Annotated in this window: 16 protein-coding genes; 7 read left to right on the top strand and 9 right to left on the bottom strand. The window is 68.9% G+C overall.

The window, feature by feature from the left end; translation table 11 throughout:
- Positions 1-95: 95 nt before the first annotated feature.
- Complete coding sequence (locus ACFVVI_RS28995) at positions 96-3,332, top strand: arabinosyltransferase domain-containing protein (protein ID WP_387447604.1); 3,237 nt, start codon at positions 96-98, stop codon at positions 3,330-3,332.
- Positions 3,333-3,422: 90 nt separating this feature from the next.
- Here ACFVVI_RS28995 and ACFVVI_RS28990 read toward each other — a convergent pair whose 3' ends face one another.
- Positions 3,423-4,352 carry an ADP-ribosylglycohydrolase family protein gene (locus ACFVVI_RS28990; protein WP_387447603.1) on the bottom strand — a complete coding sequence of 310 codons (930 nt, stop codon included), beginning with the start codon at positions 4,350-4,352 and terminating at the stop codon, positions 3,423-3,425.
- 122 nt (positions 4,353-4,474) lie between these two features.
- Positions 4,475-5,392, bottom strand: a complete 918-nt coding sequence (gene rarD, locus ACFVVI_RS28985) for an EamA family transporter RarD (protein ID WP_378992614.1) — start codon at positions 5,390-5,392, stop codon at positions 4,475-4,477.
- Between the two features lie 34 nt (positions 5,393-5,426).
- On the opposite strand from rarD, the gene ACFVVI_RS28980 reads away from it, so the two are divergent.
- Complete coding sequence (locus ACFVVI_RS28980) at positions 5,427-7,850, top strand: cation-translocating P-type ATPase (protein WP_387447602.1); 2,424 nt, start codon at positions 5,427-5,429, stop codon at positions 7,848-7,850.
- A gap of 124 nt (positions 7,851-7,974) precedes the next feature.
- On the top strand, positions 7,975-8,148 hold the full coding sequence (locus ACFVVI_RS28975) for a hypothetical protein (protein ID WP_378992616.1): 174 nt from the start codon (positions 7,975-7,977) through the stop codon (positions 8,146-8,148).
- Positions 8,149-8,182: 34 nt separating this feature from the next.
- Here the strand turns inward: ACFVVI_RS28975 and ACFVVI_RS28970 are convergent, their stop codons facing one another.
- The 3 genes from ACFVVI_RS28970 to lspA form a co-directional block, all read right to left on the bottom strand.
- On the bottom strand, positions 8,183-8,884 hold the full coding sequence (locus tag ACFVVI_RS28970; RefSeq protein ID WP_387447601.1) for a hypothetical protein: 702 nt from the start codon (positions 8,882-8,884) through the stop codon (positions 8,183-8,185).
- 118 nt (positions 8,885-9,002) lie between these two features.
- Entirely contained in the window at positions 9,003-9,929 is a 927-nt protein-coding gene (locus ACFVVI_RS28965) for an RluA family pseudouridine synthase (protein WP_266299589.1), read from the bottom strand.
- On the bottom strand, positions 9,926-10,543 hold the full coding sequence (gene lspA / locus ACFVVI_RS28960; protein WP_378636736.1) for a signal peptidase II: 618 nt from the start codon (positions 10,541-10,543) through the stop codon (positions 9,926-9,928). Before lspA ends, ACFVVI_RS28965 begins: the two co-directional genes overlap by 4 nt.
- Positions 10,544-10,628: 85 nt before the next feature.
- Between lspA and ACFVVI_RS28955 the strand changes: the two genes are divergently transcribed.
- Complete coding sequence (locus ACFVVI_RS28955) at positions 10,629-11,582, top strand: hypothetical protein (RefSeq protein ID WP_378992621.1); 954 nt, start codon at positions 10,629-10,631, stop codon at positions 11,580-11,582.
- Positions 11,579-12,295, top strand: a complete 717-nt coding sequence (locus ACFVVI_RS28950; protein ID WP_387447599.1) for a hypothetical protein — start codon at positions 11,579-11,581, stop codon at positions 12,293-12,295. Before ACFVVI_RS28955 ends, ACFVVI_RS28950 begins: the two co-directional genes overlap by 4 nt.
- A gap of 13 nt (positions 12,296-12,308) precedes the next feature.
- Here the strand turns inward: ACFVVI_RS28950 and ACFVVI_RS28945 are convergent, their stop codons facing one another.
- A complete protein-coding gene (locus ACFVVI_RS28945) occupies positions 12,309-13,157 on the bottom strand; it encodes a TIGR03619 family F420-dependent LLM class oxidoreductase (protein ID WP_387447598.1) in 849 nt (282 codons plus the stop codon).
- A 191-nt stretch (positions 13,158-13,348) separates the two neighbouring features.
- Between ACFVVI_RS28945 and ACFVVI_RS28940 the strand changes: the two genes are divergently transcribed.
- Positions 13,349-13,819, top strand: coding sequence for a VOC family protein (locus ACFVVI_RS28940; RefSeq protein ID WP_378992624.1), 471 nt, complete (start codon positions 13,349-13,351; stop codon positions 13,817-13,819).
- A 56-nt stretch (positions 13,820-13,875) separates the two neighbouring features.
- Here ACFVVI_RS28940 and ACFVVI_RS28935 read toward each other — a convergent pair whose 3' ends face one another.
- Complete coding sequence (locus ACFVVI_RS28935) at positions 13,876-14,298, bottom strand: ubiquinol-cytochrome c reductase iron-sulfur subunit (protein ID WP_387447597.1); 423 nt, start codon at positions 14,296-14,298, stop codon at positions 13,876-13,878.
- A gap of 223 nt (positions 14,299-14,521) precedes the next feature.
- On the opposite strand from ACFVVI_RS28935, the gene ACFVVI_RS28930 reads away from it, so the two are divergent.
- On the top strand, positions 14,522-15,505 hold the full coding sequence (locus ACFVVI_RS28930; RefSeq protein WP_387447596.1) for an NAD(P)-dependent alcohol dehydrogenase: 984 nt from the start codon (positions 14,522-14,524) through the stop codon (positions 15,503-15,505).
- A gap of 2 nt (positions 15,506-15,507) precedes the next feature.
- Here the strand turns inward: ACFVVI_RS28930 and ACFVVI_RS28925 are convergent, their stop codons facing one another.
- Both ACFVVI_RS28925 and acs read right to left on the bottom strand, forming a co-directional pair.
- Positions 15,508-16,128: an LON peptidase substrate-binding domain-containing protein gene (locus ACFVVI_RS28925; protein ID WP_387447595.1), complete on the bottom strand. Its 621-nt coding sequence runs from the start codon at positions 16,126-16,128 to the stop codon at positions 15,508-15,510.
- A gap of 162 nt (positions 16,129-16,290) precedes the next feature.
- A complete protein-coding gene (gene acs / locus ACFVVI_RS28920; protein WP_387447594.1) occupies positions 16,291-18,195 on the bottom strand; it encodes an acetate--CoA ligase in 1,905 nt (634 codons plus the stop codon).
- Between the last annotated feature and the right edge of the window lie 30 nt (positions 18,196-18,225).

The following is an 18,225-nucleotide window of genomic DNA, read 5'->3' as shown; positions in this document are numbered from 1 at the left end:
TCGAGCCCCGTTCGGATGTTTCCGGGCGGGGCTTTCGCGTGTGAGTCGCGACGGTGTTTCGCCTGCTGCCGGTGGCGCGGCTACTATCGGGCCCCGTGGTAGAGACGATCGTGCGGCAGGGGCATCCGCCCAAGGATGTGTCGGAGCCGGCGCGACGTGATCGCCCGGGGTGGGCGCGCATCGTCGCGATCGTCGCGGGACTGATCGGCATTCTCAGCGCCGCGGTGATCCCGTTCCTGCCCGTGCGGGTCGACGCCGCGACGGTGTCCTGGCCCCAGCAGGGGTCGCCCGCCGCGGTCGAATCGCCGCTCGTCGCCTACGCACCCGCCGCCCTCTCGGCGACGGTGCCGTGTGCCGCGCTGAGTTCGCTGGCCGCGACCGGCGGTGTCGCGGTCTCGACCGTGCCGCGGCAATCGGCCGATATGGAGAAGTACGGCTTCGTCGTGAAGGTGGTCGCCGACACCGCCGAACGCCCCGGCCGGGTGGACGTGGTCTCGCGTTCGACCCTGGTGTGGACGGCCCCGCTCGCCGACGTGCTCGACCGCTCCTGCGCGCTGACGATCGCGATCACTCCGCAGGAATCCACGGTCACTACGTCAGGTCTCGGTACGGGCGCCGCCGTGGCCGCCGACCTGCGTCCCCAGGTCGTGGGTGTGTTCAGTGAGCTCACCGGCGCCGCCCCCGCGGACCTGGCGGTGCGCGTCGACGTCGACGCCCGCTACACGTCGTCGCCGACCTGGCTCAAACTGGCCGCCATCGTGCTGTGCCTGGTGGCCACCGCGGTGTCACTGTTCGCCCTGCACCGTCTCGACGCCCTCGACGGCCGCTCCGCGCGCCGATTCCTGCCGCAACGCTGGTGGCGGCTGCGCCCGGTCGACTGGCTGGTGTTCGCGGTGCTGCTCGTCTGGCATTTCATCGGCGCCAACACCTCCGATGACGGCTACATCCTCGGGATGGCGAGAGGTGCGCGCAGTTCGGGCAACATGTCCAACTACTACCGCTGGTTCAGCGTCGACGAGGGCCCGTTCTACACCCCTTATGTCGACATCATCGGCTGGCTCACCCACATCTCCGCGGTCAGCCCGCTGGTTCGGCTGCCCGCCCTCGCTGCGGGCGTGCTCACCTGGTGGTTGATCAGCCGCGAAGTGCTGCCCCGCCTCGGCGTCGCGGTGCGCCGCGAACGCATCGCCACCTGGACCGCGGCCTTCGTGTTTCTGGCCTTCTGGCTGCCCTACAACAACGGGCTGCGCGCGGAATTCGTTGTCGCGCTGGGTGTTCTGGTCACCTGGGTATCGGTCGAACGAGCGATCGCGACCCGGCGGCTCGTGCCGTTCGCCGTCGCGGTGATCGTGGCCGCGTTCACCCTCACCGGCGCACCCTCGGGCCTGATCTGCCTCGGCGCGCTGGTGGCCGGCGCGCGTGTCGTCACCGCGATGATCGTGACGCGGTCGAAGTCGGTGGGCTACCTCGCGCAACTGCTGCCGATCCTGGCCGCGGGCACGGTGGTGCTCACCGTCGTCTTCGCCGACCGGACGTTCGCCGGGGTGCGGGAGATGTTCGCCGTGCACAGCGTGATCGGGCCGGGGGAGTCCTGGTTCTTCGAGTTCCTGCGCTATCAATATCTTCTGCAGCTCAATGCTGATGGCTGGCTGACCAGGCGATTCGGTGTCTTCGCGATGCTGATCGGTTTGATCGTGTGCACTGCCGTCATGTTGCGGCGCGGCGGCCGTATCCCCGGCATCGCCGTCGGCCCGACTCGGCGCATGCTGGGCATCACCCTGGCCGCCATGGTGCTGATGATGTTCTCGCCCACCAAGTGGACCCACCAGTTCGGCGTGTTCGCGGGCCTGGCCACCTGTGTCGCCGCGGTGACGGCGGTCGCGGTGAGCGCGCACGTCCTGCGGCCGATGCGTAATCGCGCGCTGTTCGCCGCGGGTGTCTTCTTCGCCCTCGCCATGACCTGGGTCGGCGCCAACGGCTACTGGTACGTCTCCTCGTGGGGGATCCCCTGGTGGGACAAGCCGCCGACCGTCGCCGGATACGGCGTCTCGACCGTGTTCGTCGGTCTGACCCTGCTCGCGCTCGCCGCGGCCGCGTGGTACCACGTCCATCCGAACCTGAACCCGAAGGCCGAGGTCGGCTGGTTCGCGGGGACACCCGTTCTCGCTGTCGCCGCCGCGGTGATGGTGCTGTTCGAGGTGGCATCCTTCGCCAAGGCCACCGTCGCCCAGTATCCCGCGTACTCCCTGGCCGGCTCCAACCTCTCCGCGGCCTTCGCCGGCGGGTGCGGGATGGCCGACGAGGTGCTCGTCGAAACCGACCCGAACGCCTCGATGCTCGCGCCGCTGTCCGGCGACATGACCAGCACGATGAACGGCACCGACTCCACCGGCTTCCGGGCCGGCGGAGTCGCGCCGGTGCTCACCTCCGACGAGGTGGAATCGACCACCGGCCAAGCGAATTCGGTATCCGACGACCCCGACAAGCTGCGCGACGCCTCCACCTCGGCGGGCTCGGAATCACGACAGGGCTCGCTGCAACTGCCCTTCGGTCTCGACCCCGCGACCCCGGTTCTGGGCAGCTACCGCCCCGGTGCCCAGGAGCCCGCCGCGCTGACCACGGGCTGGTTCCGGCTGCCGGACGGCCCGCGCGGCCCGCTGCTGGCGATGTCGGTGGCAGGCCGGATCCGCTCGGTCGACGCTGACGGCATCGTCCACCCCGGCCAGGAACTGGCCCTCGAATACGGCACCGCCGCGGCCGACGGCACCGTCACCGTGACCGGCCAGATCGCGCCGACCGATATCGGCCCGGCGCCGATGTGGCGCAATCTGCGCGTCCCGATGGATCAGCTGCCGTCCGAGACGAGCGTTGTCCGCTTGGTCGCCGCCGACAAGGATCTCGGCCCCGACCAGTGGCTCGCTCTCACCCCGCCGCGCATGCCGCAGACCACCACGCTCAGCGCGCTGGTCGGCCGTGCGGCGCCGGTGCTGCTGGATTGGGCTGTGGGGCTGCACTTCCCGTGCCAGAACCAGATGCCCACCTACAACGGCGTCGCCGAGCTCCCCGAATACCGCATCCTGCCCGACCGCAACGGTGCCACCATCACCAACCTCTGGCAGGGCCACGACGGTGGCGGCCCGCTCGGCTGGACCCAGCTCCTCTTCACTGCCCGCACCCTGCCGACGTACCTGAACAACGACTGGGACAGGGACTGGGGCTCCCTCGAGCAGTACCTTCCCCTCGACCCCACCGCCGGCCCCGCGAAGATCACCGTCGACTCCGAAAACCGCTGGGGCACCTGGACCCCCGGTCCGATCATCACCGCCTGGTAGCCACGGCGGTGGGCCGGTCGATCACCACGCTGCCAGGGGAGCGCCGCCGAGTGCGGTCCGCACCACGGTGTGGTGATCAGCTGCCCACCGTCAGCGGGAGTTGGTGGCGATGCGCAGGGCCAGATCGGGCAGGTCGGCGCCGGTGAGGCCGGGGTAGCCGTGCAGGATGGCGCGCCAGCGAGCGGGGACCGCCGAGGCGCCCCAGCGGGCGCCGAGGAGGCCCCCCGCGATGGCCGCGGTGGTGTCGGTGTCGTTTCCGGCCCGGACGCACGCCTCCAAGGCGAGCGGAAGGTGCTCGGGCGTCGACTGATCGGTGGTCGTGATCGCCCACCACGCGGTCTGGAGGGCGTGCACGACCCAGCCGTTGTTCGGGAAGTCGGCGGGCGTGCCCTTCTCCGCTTCGTCGAGACGGTCGGTCCAATAGTCGGACTGGGGTGAGCCGCTGACGTATTCGCGAACGCCGTCGAAATCGGCGTTCAGTACCGCATGCCGGATCGCGTAGGTCCACATCTTGCACGCCTCGACAGCGTTGTCGTCGTGGTGCGTGAGCAACCCGACCCGGCCCGCCGCCGCGACGCATTCGGCGGCATCGTCGAGATAGGCCAGCGCGACCGGCGCGGTCCGCATCAGCGAGCCGTTGCCACCGGTTCGGCCGGTGAGCGACATCGCCACCGCCTGCATATCCAGTGCGGAGGAAGGTCTGGCGGACAACACGTTTCGCGTCTGGTTCCCGATGTCGGGCGGCTTCGAGTCGTACCAGGAGACGAACCCGGCCGCGACCGCGTCGAGATCGATGCCCGGGCCGCCGGCAGCGGCGACCGCCACGGCGACGGACATCGACGTATCGTCGGTCCACTCGCCCGGCGCCCAGTCGAATACTCCGCCGCCGATCATGTCGATCACCGTGTCCGGTCCGGGATGTGTGAACTCGTAGCCTGCCCCCAGCGCGTCGCCGGCGGCGGTACCGACCAGCACGCCGGCGACCCGATCCGAGTACCCCGCATCGTGCACAGAATCCACCCCTCTCGGGTGTGCCCACTATCCGATTGTTCGATGGGCAAGCCTACCGGTCGGCTTGTGGTCCTCCGGCGATTCGTGCCGGTGTGACACCGAATCGAGCTTCGGGTGTGACACCGAATGGGCTAGTGCGTGGTCGCGTCCACCGTCTCTGCCACCGAGAGCTGCCTGGTGCGGCGCGCACGCAGCAGGGCGTCGGTGGTGAACACCGCCAGCGCCGTCCAGATCAGGGCGAATCCGGCCCAGCGCGACACGGGCATGGGTTCGTGCATCACCGCCACGCCCCAGGCCATCTGCAGGGCGGGGGTGAGGTATTGCAGAATGCCCATCGTCGAGAGCGGGACCCGCTTGGCCGCGACGGCGAACAGCAGCAGCGGCAGCAGCGTGACCGGCCCGGTGGCCAGCATGAGACCGAAATGGGCGGGGCTGGAGGTCATCTCACTGCGGCCGGTGGCCATCGAGACGATCAGAAAAGCCAGCGCGAACGGCACGGCGACAATCCCCTCGGCCGCGATGCCGGGGAGCGCGTCGAGCCGGATCACCTTCTTCACCAGCCCGTAGGTGGCGAACGAGCAGGCCAGGATCAGCGCGATCACCGGCGGCCTGCCGTAGTCGACGGTGAGCACCACCACCGCCAGCGCACCCAGCCCCAACGCCGCCCACTGCGCCCTGGTGAGCCGCTCCCGGAACAGCAACACGCCGATGGCAACGGTGACCAGCGGGTTGATGAAGTAACCGAGCGCGCATTCGACGATGTGCCCGGTGGTGACGCCGAAGACGTACACACCCCAGTTCAGCGACAAGGCCGCCGAGGCCGCGGCCGCCAGGCGCCAGGTCCTGGCATCGATGCCGCGCAGGTTTCCCAGCCGTCCCGTCAGCGTGAGCACCAGCAGGACCACGACCAGCGTCCACACGATCCGCTGCGCCACCACCTCGGCGGGCGAGGCGAACGACAACAGTCCGAAGAAGGCGGCGAACGAACCCCAGATGAGGTAGGCCCCCGCCCCGAAAACGACACCGGGCGGGGATGAGCTGCGCTGCATTCATCCCATGTTACGACCGGCTAATCTGGCGAGCATGTCCATTTCCGTGCAGGAACCGGCGGCTGCCGGGCTCACCGCCGCACAGGTCGACGAGCGCCGCCGCGACGGGCGCACCAACGACGTCCCCGCCAGGGCGAGCCGGTCGGTCGGCGAGATCGTCCGCGCGAATGTGTTCACCCGCATCAATGCCATTCTCGGTGTGCTGTTCCTGCTGGTGCTGTCGACGGGCTCGATCATCGACGGTATGTTCGGGCTGCTCATCGTGGCCAACAGCGCGGTCGGCATCATCCAGGAGGTCAGGGCGAAGCGGACCCTGGACGAGCTGGCGATCGTCAGCCAGGCCAAGCCGACGGTGCGCCGCGACGGCGTCGCCCAGCAGATCTCCCCCGGCGAAGTGGTGCTCGACGATCTGATCGAGCTCGGCCCCGGCGACCAGATCGTGGTCGACGGTGAGGTCGAGGAGGCCGCCGCGCTCGAGATCGACGAATCGCTGCTGACCGGCGAGGCCGACCCGATCGACAAGGGCGTCGGCGCGCCGGTGATGTCGGGCAGTTTCGTGGTGTCGGGTTCGGGCGCCTACCGCGCCACCAAGGTCGGCAAGGACGCCTACGCGGCGAAACTGGCCGAGGAGGCCAGCAAGTTCACGCTGGTGCACTCCGAATTGCGTTCGGGCATCGACAAGATCCTGAAATTCATCACCTACCTGCTCATTCCCGCCGGCCTGCTCAGCATCTACAACCAGCTGGTCTCGAGCGGGGAATCGTGGCGCCCGGCCGTCACCGGCATGGTCGCGGCGTTGGTGCCGATGGTCCCCGAGGGCCTGGTCCTGATGACGTCGATCGCCTTCGCGGTCGGTGTGGTCCGCCTGGGTAAACGTCAGTGCCTGGTACAGGAATTGCCCGCGATCGAGGGCCTGGCCAGGGTCGACGTAGTGTGCGCGGACAAGACCGGCACGCTCACCGAGAACGGTATGCGCCTGGCGCAGGTCGAACCGCTCGGCGCGTTCGACGAGGCACAGGTGAAGGCCGCGCTGGCCGCGCTGGCGAGCGACGATCCGCGCCCCAATGCCAGCGTCCAGGCCATCGCCGAAGCGCTGCCCGACTCGCCCGGCTGGTCGCAGACCGCCGTCGCGCCGTTCTCCTCGGCCAAGAAGTGGAGCGGCATCTCCTATGGCGACCACGGTGATTGGCTGCTCGGCGCCGCCGACGTGCTGCTCGACCCCGACTCCGAGGACGCCGCCCACGCCGAGCAACTGGGCTCGTCGGGGCTGCGCGTGCTGCTGCTGGCACGCAGCGACCGTGCGGTCGACGCCGAGGACGCGCCAGGCCGGGTCGAGCCCGCCGCGCTGGTGGTGCTCGAACAGAAGGTGCGTCCCGATGCCAAGGCGACGCTGGAATACTTCGCGAGTCAGCAGGTCTCGATCAAGGTGATCTCCGGCGACAACGCCGTATCGGTCGGCGCGGTCGCCTCCTCGCTCGACCTGCCCGGCGGTGACCACGCCGTCGACGCGCGCACCCTGCCCGACGATCCGGCCGCGCTCGCCGACATGCTCGATCACGAAACCACCTTCGGCCGGGTGCGTCCCGATCAGAAGCGCGCCATGGTCGGTGCGCTGCAATCGCGCGGGCACACCGTCGCCATGACCGGTGACGGCGTCAACGACGTGCTGGCGCTCAAGGACGCCGATATCGGTGTCGCGATGGGCGCCGGTAGCCCGGCCACCCGCGCGGTGGCGCAGATCGTGTTGCTGGACAACAAGTTCGCGACCCTGCCCTACGTGGTGGGGGAGGGGCGCCGGGTGATCGGCAATATCGAACGCGTGTCGAACCTGTTCCTCACCAAGACCGTGTACTCGGTGCTGCTGGCCTTCCTCGTCGGGCTGGCCGGTGTCGGCTCGCAGATCTTCGGCTACGACCCCATCGGGTATCCGTTCCTGCCGCGCCACGTCACCATCGCGGCCTGGTTCACCATCGGCATCCCCGCGTTCGTGCTCTCGCTCGCGCCGAACAACGAGCGCGCCCGCACCGGCTTCGTCGGCCGGGTGATGCGTCTGGCCGTGCCCTCGGGCGTGGTGATCGGCGTGGCGACGTTCGTGGCCTACCTCATCGCCTACGCCGGACCGGAAGCCACGGAAACGCAGAAGGTGCAGGCGGGCACCACCGCGTTGATCACGCTGATCATGATCGCCGTGTGGGTGCTCGTGCTGGTCGCGCGGCCGTATGTGTGGTGGAAGGTGGTGCTGATCGCGGTGTCCGTGCTGGCCTATGTCGCGCTGTTCACGATCCCGTTCACCCGCGAGTTCTTCAAACTCGACCCGTCCAACCCGCGCCTGACGCTGGCGGCGGTGGTCTGCGGTGTGATCGGCATCGTGCTGGTCGAGCTGGCATGGTGGGTGCAGGCGCGGCGCTCGGGCGGCGCGGGCAAGCTCTTTCCCCCGGTGGGCGCGCAGGGGGCGTGACCGGCCGCTGACGCGGGTCGGGTGGTTTCGAGAACCCTTGTGCCCGACGAACATTCGGTGTTGGAGTACCTTTGCCGGTTATGGAGGTATTGCTGCCGCTGTCGCACCGTCTCGGGACCACCCGGTGACCCCCGACGAATTGGATGATCTGTTCGCCGACCTCATCGGGCAGATCGATCGGCTCGACGTCGATGCGCTGGAATTGATGGCAGCCGCTTATGACCAGGCCGGAGATGTCGACCGGGCCCGCGAGCTGTGGGTGATGGCCGAGACGCGTCGCGGCAGTGATCGGCCGTAGACGCAGCGGCTCGGCGCGATCGAGCGGCGCGGACCTACTCGGTGGGAACCGGGCCGTCGTCGGGGCTCGGTGCGACGGTGTCGCTGCTGCCGGGAAGTAGGGGACTCACCGCGAACCGTCCCGCGACGGCGTCGGCCGGCAACGCCTGCACTGCTCTGACGCCGGGTTGTGTTGCCAGGTCACGTAATTGGGGCAGGGTGCCGCGCACCACGAGGCCCGCCGTGCACGCGCAGCCCGCACGCAGTCGGCTCTCGGTGACGTGCGCGATCGCGGCGCTGCGCTCGTCGCGGAACTGCTGGGCCGCGACCAATCCCGCGGCTGCCTCGCCGGACTTCACCGCGGGTTCGTCACCGCCCGGCGTCGCGACGGTGATCACCGGTGTCTGCACCCGGTCGACCGGCACGTGCTGGATCACCCCGGAGATCCGCAAGCCGTCGGCCGTGGCCGGAAGCTGTTGGGGTGCGATGTATTCGGTGAACGACACCAGCGCCCAGTGCTGGTCGGTATCGGCGCCGTCGAGGGAAGCCTTCGCGTCGACCAGGTAGTGCTCGACCTGCTCGCCGGGCGCGGGCCCCAGTCGATCGGTGGCCACCGCCGACGCGGGCCGCGGCTCGCGGAAGGCGATCACCAACAGGATCGCCGCGCCGACAGCCGCGATCCCGAAGATCACCGAGTTGCGCAGCGACATCTGCCGGTCGGCTGAATCATCTTCGGCGGCAGTCGATTCGGCGGGCATGTTCCCGAGGTCCTCGGCGGTCGAACCCGGACCACCGTCCCGCGGCGCCTGCCCGGCCGATGAATTCCCGCGGTCGTCCGACGCCGTATCCGGCGCCGGTTCGGACGACCGCGGGTCGTCAGGCATTGCGTAGTACGTCCAAGGCGCCCGCCAGATCGTCGGGGTACTCGCTGGTGATCTCCAGCCAGCGACCGTCGGCGGGATGGTGGAAGCCGAGCTGACGCGCGTGCAACCACTGCCGTTCCAGACCGAGGCGTTTGGCCAGCGTCGGGTCGGCGCCGTAGGTGAGGTCACCCGCGCAGGGGTGGCGGACCGCGGAGAAGTGCACCCGGATCTGGTGCGTGCGGCCGGTCTCGAGGTGGACGTCGAGCAGGCTGGCGGCCTGGAACGCCTCGATGGTGTCGTAGTGGGTGACGCTGGGCCTGCCGTCGCCGGTCACCGCGAACTTCCAGGCATTGCCCCGCGCACGCCCGATCGGCGCGTCGATGGTGCCGCTGCTCGGATCCGGGTGTCCCTGCACGAGTGCATGGTATTGCTTGTCGACCGTGCGTTCCTTGAAGGCGCGCTTGAGCATCGTGTAAGCGTGTTCGGATTGTGCCACCACCATCACCCCGGAGGTGCCCACGTCGAGCCGGTGCACGATGCCCTGGCGTTCGTGCGCGCCCGAGGTGGAGATGCGGTAACCCATCGCCGCCAGGCCGCCGACCACGGTCGGACCGGTCCAGCCGACGCCGGAGTGCGCGGCGACCCCGATCGGCTTGTCCACGGCCACGATGTCGTCGTCGGCGTAGAGAATGTTCATCCCGTCGACCGGAGTGGCCTCGACCGTGAGCTCGCGCTTGGGTTCGGGGAAGATCACTTCCAGCCACGCGCCCGCGGTCAGCCGGTCGGACTTGCCCGCGGCGACGCCGTCGATCTGCACCGAGCCGTCCTCGGTGAGCGCCACGACCGCGGTCCGTGAGAGACCGAGCAAGCGGGCGAGTCCCGCGTCCACCCGCATCCCGTCCAGTCCGTCGGGAACGGGCATTGTCCTGGTTTCTCTCATGCGGTCTCCTCGGTGTGTTTGCGACCGCTGCGGGTGCCGTCCGGTTCGAAACCGAACACGGTGAGCGCGACCAGCAGGATCGCCCCGCACACGATGGCCGAGTCGGCGACGTTGAAGACCGGCCACCAGCCGACGGCGACGAAGTCGACCACATGGCCCTGCAGCGGGCCTGGGTATCGGAAGAGCCGGTCGACCAGGTTGCCCAGCGCGCCACCCAGGACCATGCCGAGGCCGATGGCCCACCACAGTGATCGCAGGGTGCGTCCGATCCGGATCACGCCGATCACCACCGCGGCGGCGATCAGCGTGAGCAGCCAGGTCATGCCGGTCGCCATCGAGAACGCCGCGCCCGGGTTGCGGACCAGGGTGAACCGCGCGAAATCGCCGATGATCGGCACCGATTCGCCCGGGTCGATGAAGGCGACCGCGAGGCACTTGGTCAGCAGGTCGAGCCCGAACAGCACGACGGCGATGATCAGCAACGTCGTCAAACGACGGCGACCAGCGGGTTTCGCCGTCTCGGCCGTCTCGGGCACGGCAGCCGCCGACGGTGTGGCTGAGTCGTCGCCGGTCTCGGGGACAGCAGCGTTGTCGGTTGGCCGGTCTTCACTCACGCGTCCATCATTCCCTAGTGGCGATCCGGCCCGCGCCGCGGTGCCGAGGAGTCCCAGGTGTTACTCAGGAAGCGGTCGTACCCTGATGGCTGTGACGGTGTTGTCTAGATCTCGCTTACCCCGCATCGCGCGCCCCGGGGTGTTACTGGTGGCGCTCGTGCTCGGGTTCGCGACCTTCGGCGCCGGCTGCGCCGATCGCTCGGCCCCTGCCGCGGAGGTCGACGGCACCGAGCCGCTCGGTATCGGCAAGGAAGTCACCGTGCCGATCTCGGCCGCGGTCACCACGATGGTCTCGCCCGGCGAGGAGCCGCGCGATCTGCTGCGGCCGCGCTATGCCGCGGGCACCACGCAGGAGGTGACGCTGCGCACCGACTACCGGATCCAGCAGCAGGTCAACGATCAGCCCGCTCGCGACTTCTCGCCTGCCGCGCTGACCATCCCGATGACCGCGCGCACGGGCGCCGACGGCGTCGATCTCACCGTCGGTGCGGTCACCACGCCCGACCCCGCGCTCAACAAGGCGTTCACCTCTGCCGACGGTTCACACGCCGGTTTGGGGATGAGCGATTTCGGTGCGATCACCGAGCTGCGCATGGCGCCCTCGCCGGACACCCCGAACACCGCGCGGGCCGCGCTCGAACAGGCCTTCTATCAGGCTGTGTACCAGTCGATCGCGTTCCCGGACCAGCCCGTCGGCGTCGGCGCGGTCTGGACGGTGCACCAGCAGATCACCGGCGGGGTGACCCTGGACCAGATCACCACCGCCACGCTCACCAGCCGCGAGGGCGACCGGCTCACCATCGATCTCCAGGTGAATCAGACGCCCACCGACAACGTGTGGGAGCTGCCCAACGACGCCGGTGAGCTCGACATCGACGGTTACGTCATGGAAGGCGTCGGCTCGATCACCATCGATCTCGGTATGCCACTGCCGGTTTCGGGTTCCATCGAGATCGGTGGACAGCAGACCTACCGCGACGCCCGCAGTGTGAGCACCTTGGTGCAGACGCAGTCGACCCGCGTCTCCTGGACGGAATGATGCGGGCGGATTCGCTGCGCGTAGGCGCGGTGGTTTCGGCGTGTGTCGGGTTGGTCGGGGTTGCGGGCTGTGGGTCCGACGACACGGTGGACACGCCGGGATCGGGTCCGTTCTCCGCCGCCGTCACGGCCGCACCGGGAACCGGGGCCGTGATCGGCGATGCGGCACAGTTGTCGGCCGGTCTGCTCGCCGCTACCGATCTGCCCGGTGATTTCGCGGTCGTACCGTCGCGCGGTGAATCCGACGAGCCCGCAGTGCCGCCCGCGGCGCTGACGGATCCGCCGGACTGCGGGCGCCTGCTCTCGCCGATCGCGCAGCAGTGGCCGGGGTCGGCTGCCGCCGCGTCGGTGCAGTTCGCGGGGCCCAGCTTCGCCACCATCGACATCGACGCCGCCAGCTACTCCGACGCGGCACTGGTGCCGGCATTCGACGCGCTCCAGGCGCAGCCTCGGCGCTGCACCAGCTACTCCGGCGACGATGCGGGCGTGCGGATCGAGTATCGAACCAGCGCGCTCGCGCAGCCGGTCGCGGGCGACGCGGGCTCGGCGTTCACCCTGACCGCCACGAGTGAGGGGCTCACCCTCACGTCGGCGACATCGCTTGTCCAAGTGGGGAACACGCTGGTTCAGGTTGTCGTCACGGCACCGGAAGTCGTCGATCCCGGTGTACTCGCCGATCTCACCGCGGCGCAAGTGCGCAAACTCCGCGGCTGAGACCGGCTCGGGTTCACGCCGATACGGCGAGTTTCCCGCCGAGATGGCCGAGGTAGCCACGGACCTCGTCGGCACTCTTGTCGGGCAGCCCGAAGACCACCTCGGTGACGCCTTGGTCGGCCCAACTCGCGAGCTGCTCGGCGTTGTGACGACCGGCCAGCGCGATCACCCGCGGGGTGCCCTCGCGGCCTGCTTCCTTCCAGACCCTGTGCAGGAGATCGACTTTGGCGCCCAGGTCACCTTCGGTCGGGGTGGTGATCCAACCCTCGGCGTTGGCGGCCAGCCATCCGAACGATTTCTCGGTACCGCCCGCTCCGAGCAACACCGGAACCCCGGCGCGTACCGGCTTCGGCCAGGACCAGCTCGGGCCGAACTTCACGAAGTCGCCGGCGAATTCTGCTTCCTCCTGCGACCACAGCGCCCGCATCGCGTCGAGGTTCTCGCGCAACACCGTGCGCCGCTTGTTCGCCGGAACGCCGTGATGGGCGAGTTCGTCGGTGTTCCAGCCGAATCCGACGCCCAGCTCCACCCGTCCACCGGACAGGTGATCGAGCGAGGCGATGGTCTTGGCGAGGGTGATCGGGTGGTGTTCGGCGGGCAGCGCGACCGCTGTCGACAGGGTGATCCGCTCGGTGACCGCGGCGGCGGTGGCCAGCGCGACCCACGGGTCGAGCGTGCGCAGGTACCGGTCGTCGGGTAGCGAGGAGTCGCCGGTCTGCGGATGGGCCGCGGCCCGCACGACCGGGATATGGGTGTGCTCGGGGACGTAGAACGCGTCGAATCCGGCGTCCTCGGCGGCCTTGGCCGCATCGGCGGGCGCGATGCCCCGGTCACTGGTGAACAAGACAACCCCGTAGCGCACGTCCCGGCCCTCCGACTTCGGCAGCAAAACTGAAACAGGTTCTAAACCTGAGACAAGTTCTACAGGAGTAAAACGAGTTCTACTAGTCCTGATCTCATCGGACGGCCGAAACGGCGAGGCCCTTTTCCCGATCAGGCGAGGGGAATACGCTGGTGGTCGTCCGAGCATCACTCTCGACACGGAGGTATCCGATGTCTGATGTTTCTCCTTTTCCCGAAGGTTATCCGCGGATCTGTCCCGGCCTGGCGTGCGTGGGAGCGGCCGCCGCGATCGACTTCTACACCGCGGTCTTCGGCGCCACTGTGCGCATGAAAATGGACGGCCCCGGTGGCACCATCGTCCACAGTGAACTGCTCGTCGGCGATTCGGTGCTGATGGTGGGCGATCCGGTCCCCGAGATCGGCTTCAACGACCCGAAGGCCGTCGGCGGTTCGCCGGTGAACCTGATGGTCTACGTCGCCGACGCCGACGCTGCCTTCGGCGCGGCCCTCGACGCGGGCGCTACCGCCATCACTCCCATGACCGACCAGTTCTACGGCGACCGCAGCGGCGCCTTCGAGGACCCGTGGGGTCACCGCTGGACCGTGGCCACCCACATCGAAGACGTCTCGGCGGAAGAAATGGAACGGCGTATGTCCGAAATGATGGACGCCGCCGGTTGAGCTGAACGGCACGCCCGCACCGTCGGCGAAGACCGCAGTGCGGGCGTGCCGCGCGTCTAAGCGGGAACGATCGAGTCTCCCTCGACGCGAACAGGTTTGGCGGGCAGCGGCTCGGTCGCGGGACCGCCGCGCACCGCGCCGTCGAGCTCGAATCGGCTGCCGTGGCAGGGGCAGTTGATCGTGCCTCTGGCCACCGTGGCGACCTTGCATCCAGCGTGCGTGCAGGTCGACGACAGCCCGATGAAGTTACCCGCGGTCGGCTGGGTGACGACGGTGTCACCGACGATCACCCCACCGCCTACCGGAACATCCGCCGCTTTGGTCAGCGCACCCGCCGGCGCCCCCGGTTCGGGTGACGCGGCGGCCGCCGACTCGGTGTTGTCGTCGGCACTGCACGCGGTCATCGCCGCCGCGGCGGCCAAGACGCCGACACCCACCACGACGGTGCGGCGGTTCAGCGAGAAATCGTTGATGGTCATCGGTCGTTCTCCGCTTCCGTTGGTGCGGCCGCCGGTCCGTGGCCCCATGCCCACCGGCTCCTTCCCTGTCAACGGCCCACACCCCCTCGCGGTTCGACCGATTCCTCGAGATTTCGAAGCGTTCGGTGCCACGCGGGCAATTCCGCACCTGGCGTGAAATCTCCGGAGACATCGGGGAATTCCCTGATGTGGGTGGGCGGGTCGGGCGCCTAGCGTTCTCGGTGTGAGGGCGATCGTGCAGCAGGTATACGGGTCATCGGCGATGTTGGCGACCGCGGAGGTCGGGCGGCCGCCGGTGGGAGCGGGGCAGGTGCTGGTCCGGGTTCACGCCGCGTCGGTGAATGCGCGGGATTGGCATGTGATGCGGGGAGATCCGAAGATCGCGCGGTGGATGGACCGGTCGGTCTTCGGCCGACGAGGGCCGGCGAATCCGGTGCCGGGCGGTGATTTCGCGGGGACGGTCGAGGAGGTGGGGGACGGTGTCACGGAGCTGGCGGTAGGCGACGAAGTCTTCGGGGAGGCGGTCAGCGGTGCGTTCGCGGAATACGTCGCGGTGCCGCGGGGGTTGCTCGATCGGAAACCGGCGAACCTGAGTTTCGAGGAATCAGCGGCGGTGCCGTTGGCCGCCAACACCGCCCTGACCTGCCTGCGTCACGTCGGCGAGGGCGAGCGGGTGCTGATCATCGGCGCGTCCGGTGGCGTCGGCACCTTCGCGGTTCAGATCGCCCGAGCACGGGGTGCGCGAGTCAGCGCGGTGTGCAGCACCCGCAATGTCGAGGCGGCGCGCAGACTCGGCGCCGAACACGTCGTCGACTACACCCGCGACACTCTGACCGGCCGCTACGACACTGTCCTCGACCTGGCCGGAACGCGGACGCTGCGGGAACTGCTCCGCCTGGTCGAACCCACCGGCACGCTGGTCCTGTCCGGTGGCGGCAACTTCGACGGCGGCAGCTGGTTCGGCCCGGTCGGCCTGCTCGCGCGCGGTCAGCTGGCTCGACCGTTCGTGAAACCGGCCGTCCGTGCTCCGTTGGCGGAGCAGACGCCGGAGTCGCTGACCGAGCTTCGCGAGCTGATCGAGTCGGGCTTGCTCCGCCCGGCCATCGACCGGACCTATCCGCTGGCGGATACGCCGGCCGCCATCGAGTACATGGAGACCGAACACGCCCGCGCGAAGATCGTGATCACCCTCGCGCCGGCGGGCTGACGTCACAGCAGACGGAACTCCATCATCGCGATCGCGTCGTCGACGGAGGTGGACAGGGCCTCGAGCCGGCTGTGCGCGTTCGGGGCGGACAGGGCCGACTGACGGTCGGTCGGTCCGATCGGCAGGCGAGCCGCGAGCTCGTAGGAGCGAGTGGTCGGATCATCGGACAGATCGTTCAGCGAGGCCGACGGCGGCGGACGGCGGATGCCGTTGCGTCGCGCGAACTGGGCCGTGAGGGTGTGCAGGCGGTCCGCGCGTTCACGCAAACCCGCCAGCAACGCGCTGTCGTCGATGCCGGGGTCGTCCGGCCAGGTCTCGGCTTCCGCCTGGGGATACGGCGCGTCGACGAGCCATTTCTCGATGCGAATGCGGTCGGTTCCTTTGCAGCGCAGCCGGTATCGCGAGCCGGGCAGTTCGATGACCTCGGTGATCCGGGCGACGGTGCCCACTTCCGTGCGTACCTCACCGCCGCCCACTTCGTGCCCGCGCGCGATCAGCACGACACCGAATTCCGGCTCCCGCCGACCGTCCATGCAGTCCTCGATCAGCGCTACGTACCGCGGCTCGAAGATCTGCAACGACAACGACTCACCGGGTAGCAGCACCGCTCCCAGCGGGAACATAGGTATCTCCACCGTCCCAGCATGCCCGGTGCCGCGCGAACTACGTCCATCCGGCGCGCTCACGCTGTGTCCTTTCGGCAGGTTCGGGTCCGGTCCACGGTGACAGGGGCCGGCCGATGCTTCCCGCGCCACCGACCGGTGGCGCGGGCTGTTGTCCTGTCGTCACGCGGTGGCGATCGACTCGAACACCGTCGGATCTACCAGTGTCGAGGTGTCGCCGAGCTCGCGTCCCTCGGCGACATCACGCAGCAGCCTGCGCATGATCTTGCCGCTGCGGGTCTTGGGCAGTTCCGGCACGATGTGGATTTCGCGTGGCCGCGCGATCGGGCTGATCTCGAGCGACACCGCCGCCTTCAGCTCCGACACGAGCCCGTCGGCCGTGGCCGCCGATCCGGTGAGGATGACGAAGGCGACGATTCCCTGCCCGGTGGTCTCGTCGGACGCACCGACCACCGCGGCCTCGGCGACGGCCGGGTGCCCGACGAGCGCGGATTCCACCTCGGCGGTGGAGATGCGGTGACCGGACACATTCATCACGTCGTCGACGCGCCCCAGAATCCACAGATCACCGTCGGCATCGAGCTTGGCCCCGTCCCCAGCGAAATACCAGCCTTCGGAAGCGAAACGCTGCCAATAGGTTTCGCGGTAGCGGTCCATGTCGTTCCAGATGCCGCGCAGCATCGACGGCCACGGCTGATCCAGGACGAGCAGACCGGACCCGTCGGGACCCAGCGGTGTGCCCTCGTCGTCAACGACTTTCGCGGAGATCCCCGGCAGCGGGCCCATCGCGGCGCCGGGCTTGGTGTCGGTGACGCCGGGCAGCGGCGCGATCATGATGGCGCCGGTCTCGGTCTGCCACCAGGTGTCGACGATAGGAGTCTCGTTGGCGCCGAAGACTTCCCGGTACCAGCGCCAGGCTTCGGGGTTGATCGGTTCGCCGACGGAGCCCAGCAGTCGCAGCGTGCTCAGGTCGTGCGCGTCGGCTATGTCGCGGCCCCACTTCATGAACGTGCGGATCAATGTCGGGGCGGTGTAATAGATCGTGACGCCGTACTTCTCGATGATCTCGAAATGACGATTCTCGTCAGGGAAGTTCGGAGTGCCCTCGTACACGATTTGCGTCGCGCGGTTGGCGAGGGGACCGTAGACGATGTAGCTGTGCCCGGTGACCCAGCCGATGTCGGCGGTGCACCAGTAGACGTCCTGTCCCGCTTTGTGGTCGAAGACGTTGTGGTGGGTGTAGGCGGTTTGGGTGAGGTAGCCGCCGGTGGTGTGCAGGATGCCCTTGGGTTTTCCGGTGGTGCCAGAGGTGTAGAGAATGAACAGCGGGTGCTCGGCGGGGAAGGGCTGTGCCTCGTGGGAAGGCGAAGCGACAGCGACGGTTTCGTCCCACCACAGATCGCGCACCTCGGTCCACGGCACGTCGAGGCCGACCCGGCGCACCACGAGCACATGCTCGACGCTCGACGGATCCGAACCCAGCGCCTCGTCGACGGCGTACTTCAGCGCGGCGGGCTTGCCGCGACGCCACTGCCCGTCGGTGGTCACGATCAGCCTGGCCTCGGCGTCGTCGACCCGCTGGCGCAGTGCCGTGGGGGAGAACCCGGCGAACACCACCGAGTGGGTGAGACCGAGCCGTGCGCACGCCAGCATCGTCACGATCGCCTCGGGCACCATCGGCATGTAGATCGCGACGCGATCGCCCGCCTCTAGTCCCAACGCGGTGAAAGTGTTCGCGGCCCTGCACACCTCATCGAGCAACTCCGCGTAGGTGATCGCGCGGGAGTCGCCGGGTTCGCCCTCCCAGTGGATGGCGACCTGGCCGCCGTGGCCGTCGATGACGTGGCGGTCGAGGCAGTTGTAGGCGACGTTGAGCTCGCCGTCGCCGAACCAGCGTGCGACCGGCGCGTCGGTCCAGTCGAGTACCTCGGTGAAGGGCTTGTGCCAGTGCAGCCGGTTGGCCTGCTCGGCCCAGAAACCGTCGCGGTCGGTGCGCGCCCGCTCGTACAGCGCGGCATCGGCATTGGCCTGCGCGACGAACTCCGGGGCGGGCGGGTAACTGGTCACAAGAATCTCTCCTTCGAAAAGCATGGGGGT

This window comes from Nocardia sp. NPDC058114, assembly GCF_042884695.1.
Lineage (GTDB): Bacteria > Actinomycetota > Actinomycetes > Mycobacteriales > Mycobacteriaceae > Nocardia.
The sequence above is the reverse complement of the archived record's forward strand: the minus strand, read 5'-3'. Positions and strand labels throughout refer to the sequence as shown.